This window comes from Aeromonas sp. R1-1 (assembly GCF_040908495.1).
GTDB classification, from domain to species: Bacteria; Pseudomonadota; Gammaproteobacteria; order Enterobacterales; family Aeromonadaceae; genus Aeromonas; species Aeromonas veronii.
Genome location: NZ_JBFODV010000061.1, coordinates 1 through 5,056, shown reverse-complemented (window position 1 = coordinate 5,056; position 5,056 = coordinate 1). Strand labels below are relative to the sequence as shown.

Here is a 5,056-nt window from a genome sequence, read left to right as displayed (position 1 = left end):
GATCCTCTGCGCCGGTGTGGCGTTCTGACATTCTTCAAAGAAGGCCTCTTCAAGGAAGCTGCAAATGAGCACAACCTCCCCCCTCTCACCCATTCTGGAGCTGACCGGGATCGTCAAGACCTTCCCCGGTGTGCGCGCCCTCGACGAAGCGGGTCTGCGGGTCTATCCGGGCCAGGTGATGGCCCTGCTCGGTGAAAATGGCGCCGGCAAATCCACCCTGATGAAGGTGCTGACCGGCATCTATCAGGCCGATGCGGGCAGCGTCAGCTACCGCGGCCAGCCGGTCCACTTCAAGGGCCCCCGCGACTCTCAGGATCAGGGGATCAGCATCATCCACCAGGAGCTGAACCTGCTGCCGGAGTTGTCGATTGCCGCCAACATCTTCCTCGGTCGCGAACCCCGTACCCGTTTTGGCAGCATCGACCACAAACAGCTGCGCGAGCGGGCAAGTGGCCTGCTGGCGCGACTTGGTGTCAAGCATGGGCCGGATACCCGACTCGGGGATCTCTCCATCGGCGAACAGCAGATGGTGGAGATCGCCAAGGCGCTGTCGTTCGATGCCAGCGTCATCATCATGGACGAGCCGACCGATGCGTTGACCGATACCGAGACCGAGCAGCTGTTCAAGGTTATCCGCGAGCTGCGCGAACAAGGTTGCGGCATCGTCTATATCTCTCACCGCCTCAAAGAGATCTTCGAGATCTGCGATCGGGTCACTGTGCTGCGCGATGGCAAGTGGATCGGCGAGAAGGCGGTGAGCGATCTGGATGAAGACAAGATCATCGAGATGATGGTGGGTCGCCGGCTGGAAGAGCAGTATCCGCGTCTTGAGCGCGAGCTCGGCCCCGTCAGCCTGCAGGTGAAAGATCTGGCCGGTCCCGGCGTGCGCGGGGTGAGTTTCTCCCTGCGTCAGGGGGAAATTCTGGGCTTTAGCGGCCTGATGGGCTCCGGCCGCACCGAGCTGATGAAGCTTATCTACGGCGCCAGCCCCATCAGCGCCGGTGAAGTGCAAGTTGACGGTCATACTCTGGTGCCCAAAAGCCCGGCAGATGGTCTGGCCGCAGGCATCGCCTATATCTCCGAAGATCGCAAGGGGGATGGGCTGGTGCTGGAACTCTCGGTGCGGGAGAACATGAGTCTGTGCGCCCTCGACGAGTTCATCAGCAACGGCAAGATTGACGGCAAGGCCGAACGGCAGGCGGTGAGCGACTATGTGCGCCTGTTCAACATCAAGACCCCGAGTCAGGATCAGCTGATCAAACTGCTCTCCGGCGGCAACCAGCAGAAGGTGGCCATCGCCAAGGGACTGCTGACCCGGCCCAAGGTACTGATCCTCGACGAGCCGACCCGCGGCGTCGACGTGGGGGCGAAAAAAGAAATTTATCAGCTGATCAACCAGTTCAAGAAGGAGGGGATGAGCATCATTCTGGTCTCCTCAGAGATGCCGGAAGTGCTCGGCATGAGTGATCGCATCATGGTGATGCACGAAGGGCGCATCAGCGCAGAGTTCAACACCCGCGATGCCAATCAGGAGAAGCTGATGGCGGCGGCAGTCGGTAAACAGTGGCAAGCAGAGCAAGAGGCATCCCAATGACAACCCAAACCCTTTCCCGCCGTGGCGTTATGAGCAAGGCGTGGTGGATCGAGAACAAATCCCTGGTCGCGCTGCTGGTCCTGATTGGTGTGGTCTCCTTTCTGAGCCCCAACTTCTTCACCGCCGACAACCTGCTCAACATCCTGCGCCAGACCTCGGTCAACGCCATCATGGCGGTCGGTATGACGCTGGTTATCCTTACCGCCGGTATCGATCTGTCGGTCGGCTCGGTACTGGCCCTGTGCGGCGCGCTGGCCGCCACCATGGTCGCCATGGAGCTGCCGATCTGGCTGGTGGTGCCCCTCACTCTGGGTGCCGGTGCCCTGCTGGGCGGCGTCAGCGGCCTCATCATTGCCAAGGGCAAGGTGCAGGCATTTATCGCCACCCTGGTCACCATGACCGCCCTGCGCGGCATCACCATGGTCTATACCGAGGGGCGCCCCATCTCCACCGGTTTCAGTGACGGCGCAGATCACTTCGCCTGGCTCGGTACCGGTTACCTGTTCGGTCTGCCGGTGCCCATCTGGCTGATGGCCATCGTCTTCCTGCTCGCCTGGTTCATGCTCAACCATACCCGCCTCGGTCGCTATATCTACGCGCTGGGCGGCAACGAATCGGCTACCCGCCTCTCCGGTATCAATGTGGATCGGGTGAAGCTGGCGGTGTATGGTCTGTGCGGCGCGCTCTCGGCACTGGCAGGGCTTATCGTTACCTCTCGCCTCTCCTCTGCCCAGCCGACGGCGGGCATGGGTTACGAGCTTGATGCCATCGCCGCGGTGGTGCTGGGTGGTACCAGCCTGATGGGCGGCAAGGGTCGCATCATGGGGACCCTGATCGGTGCCTTGATCATCGGCTTCCTGAATAACGCCCTCAATCTGCTCGACGTATCCTCCTATTACCAGATGATCGCCAAGGCCAGCGTGATCTTGCTTGCCGTGATGATCGATAACAAAAGCAATCGTTGATAAGACAAGCCACACACAAGGAATGAAATGATGAAAAAGCTCAATACCCTGCTCGCTGCCGCCATCATGTCCGTGCTGGGCACCGCCCATGCCGCCGATCAAACCCTGGCCATGGTGGTTTCCACCCTCAATAACCCCTTCTTCGTCACCATGAAAGAGGGTGCCGAAGCCAAAGCCAAGGAGCTTGGCTACGAGCTGGTGGTACTGGACTCCCAGAATGACCCGGCCAAAGAGCTCTCCAACATGGAAGATCTCACCGTGCGCAAGGTCGGCGCCATCCTGATCAACCCCACCGACTCCGAAGCGGTGGGCAACGCCATTCGTCTGGCCAACCGCGCCAGCATTCCGGTACTGACCCTAGACCGCGGCGCTGCGCAGGGTGAGGTCAAGGCCCACATTGCCTCCGACAACGTGGCAGGCGGCAAGCTGGCCGGTGACTTTATCACCGAGAAACTGGGTACCGGTGCCAAGGTGATCCAGCTGGAAGGGATTGCCGGTACCTCCGCCGCCCGCGACCGTGGCGAAGGTTTTGCCCTGGCCGTGGCGGCCAACAAGCTGCAGGTGCTGGCTTCCCAGCCTGCCGACTTTGACCGCACCAAGGGTCTGAACGTCATGGAAAACCTGCTGGCCGCCCATCCGACCGTACAGGCTGTGTTCGCCCAGAACGACGAGATGGCGCTGGGTGCTATCCGCGCCGTGCAGGCTGCCGGCAAAGAGGTAATGATCGTCGGCTTCGACGGCACTGACGATGGCAAAGCCGCCGTTGCCAAGGGTAAACTGGCCGCCACAGTGGCCCAGCAGCCTGCCCTGATCGGTGCCATCGGCGTCGAGACTGCCGACAAGGTGCTGAAAGGTCAACCGGTCGAGAAATCCATTCCGGTACCGCTGCAAGTGGTCAGCAAGTAAGTTCTCGAGGGGAGGTTCGCCTCCCCTTTTCTCTCTCGTTCAGGTGCCTCCCGGCTTGAGCTCACTCCATCACAGTGTTCAAGCCAAGATGCATCAGGAGTAGTCAACATGAATCGTCTCGTCGTTCTGGGCAGTGTCAATGCAGACCATGTGCTGCGCGTTCCCCACTTTCCTCGCCCGGGTGAAACCCTGACCGGCCACAGCTATCAGGTTGTCCCGGGTGGCAAGGGGGCCAATCAGGCGGTTGCTGCCGCCCGCCTTGGCGCCCCCGTCTCCTTTATCGCCCGCATCGGTGATGACGCCATCGGCCACCAGATGAAGAGCGGCTTTGCCAAAGATGGCATCGACGTGAGCGCCGTCGAACTCGATCCCAAGCTCCCGACCGGCATCGCCATCATTTATGTGAGCGATGAGGGGGAGAACAGCATCGGCATCTCCGCCGAGGCGAACGGTGCCATCACCCCTGCCGTGGTGAAAAACCACGAAGCGATGATCGCCGACGCCCACACCCTGCTGTTGCAACTGGAAGTGCCGCTCGAGAGCGTCCATGAAGCGGCACGGTTGGCTCGCGCCCACGGCACCCGGGTGGTGCTCAACCCCGCCCCCGCCCGCCCGCTCTCAAGCGAACTGCTGGCGCTGGTGGATCTTATCACCCCCAACCAGACCGAGGCCGAGCTGTTGACCGGCGTCAAAGTCACCGACGAAGCGAGTGCCCGCGAGGCGGCCGCCCGCTTCCACCAGATGGGGATTGCGGACGTAATGATCACCCTGGGGTCGCAGGGGGTCTATTGCAGCAACGCACAGCAGCAACAACTCATCCCGGGCTTTCGGGTCAAGGCGGTGGATACCACAGCCGCGGGCGATACCTTCAACGGCGCCCTGCTGGCGGCGGAACTGGCCGGTGCCGATTTCCACAGCGCGGTGCGCTTTGCCCACGGGGCGGCGGCACTCTCCGTCACCCGGTTCGGTGCCCAGAGCTCCATCCCGAGCAAGCAGGAGGTCGTCACCTTCCTGCTTGAGCAGACTGCGCAGGGGCACTGATGGCCAATATCAAGGAGGTGGCGGCGCTGGCGGGGGTCTCCACCACCACCGTCTCCCATGTCATCAACGAGACCCGTTTCGTGGCCGAGGAGACCCGCGAACGGGTCTTTGCGGCCATGCGCGAGCTCAACTATGCCCCGAGTCTGGTGGCCCGCAGCCTCAAGGTGAAGGAGACCAACAGTATCGGCATGCTGGTCACTACCTCCAGCAACCCCTTCTTTGCCGAAGTGGTGCGCGGGGTGGAGCGCTACTGCTTCGAGCAGGGTTACAACCTGATGCTGGGTAACACCGAAGGACAGGCCGAAACCGCCCTCTCCTACCTCAAGATGATGTTGCGCAAGCGGGTCGATGGCCTGCTGATCATGTGTAGCGAAGGACAGCAAGAGGTCTTCAACCAGCTCGACTGGCTCAAGACCCTGCCGGTGGTGGTGATGGATTGGGGTCTGGTTAGCGAGGATGTAGACCTTATCGCCGACAACTCCTTCCACGGCGGTTATCTCGCAACTCGCCATCTGATTGAGCTGGGCCATACCGCCATCGGCTGTATCAC

General features: G+C 61.5%; 5 protein-coding genes. All 5 read left to right on the top strand.

Going from position 1 to position 5,056, the window contains the following annotated elements:
* The first annotated feature begins 64 nt into the window (after positions 1-64).
* Positions 65-1,594: a ribose ABC transporter ATP-binding protein RbsA gene (rbsA, locus tag AB5Y92_RS03550; RefSeq protein ID WP_368225575.1), complete on the top strand. Its 1,530-nt coding sequence runs from the start codon at positions 65-67 to the stop codon at positions 1,592-1,594.
* On the top strand, positions 1,591-2,559 hold the full coding sequence (gene rbsC / locus AB5Y92_RS03545) for a ribose ABC transporter permease (protein WP_005336670.1): 969 nt from the start codon (positions 1,591-1,593) through the stop codon (positions 2,557-2,559). The genes rbsA and rbsC overlap by 4 nt, the downstream gene beginning before the upstream one ends.
* 30 nt (positions 2,560-2,589) lie before the next feature.
* The gene (gene rbsB, locus AB5Y92_RS03540; RefSeq protein ID WP_005336672.1) at positions 2,590-3,465 is read left to right on the top strand and encodes a ribose ABC transporter substrate-binding protein RbsB; all 876 of its coding nucleotides are present in this window, start codon (positions 2,590-2,592) and stop codon (positions 3,463-3,465) included.
* A 108-nt stretch (positions 3,466-3,573) separates the two neighbouring features.
* Complete coding sequence (rbsK, locus tag AB5Y92_RS03535) at positions 3,574-4,506, top strand: ribokinase (protein WP_368225573.1); 933 nt, start codon at positions 3,574-3,576, stop codon at positions 4,504-4,506.
* On the top strand, positions 4,506-5,056 hold a 551-nt coding region (locus tag AB5Y92_RS03530), incomplete at its 3' end, for a LacI family DNA-binding transcriptional regulator (RefSeq protein WP_368225571.1). The genes rbsK and AB5Y92_RS03530, both read left to right, overlap by 1 nt.

Coding starts and splice junctions, on each gene's coding strand:
- rbsK (WP_368225573.1), top strand. CDS start 3,574: ATGAATCGTCTCGTCGTTCTGGGCAGTGTCAATGCAGACCATGTGCTG.
- rbsA (WP_368225575.1), top strand. CDS start 65: ATGAGCACAACCTCCCCCCTCTCACCCATTCTGGAGCTGACCGGGATC.
- rbsB (WP_005336672.1), top strand. CDS start 2,590: ATGAAAAAGCTCAATACCCTGCTCGCTGCCGCCATCATGTCCGTGCTG.
- rbsC (WP_005336670.1), top strand. CDS start 1,591: ATGACAACCCAAACCCTTTCCCGCCGTGGCGTTATGAGCAAGGCGTGG.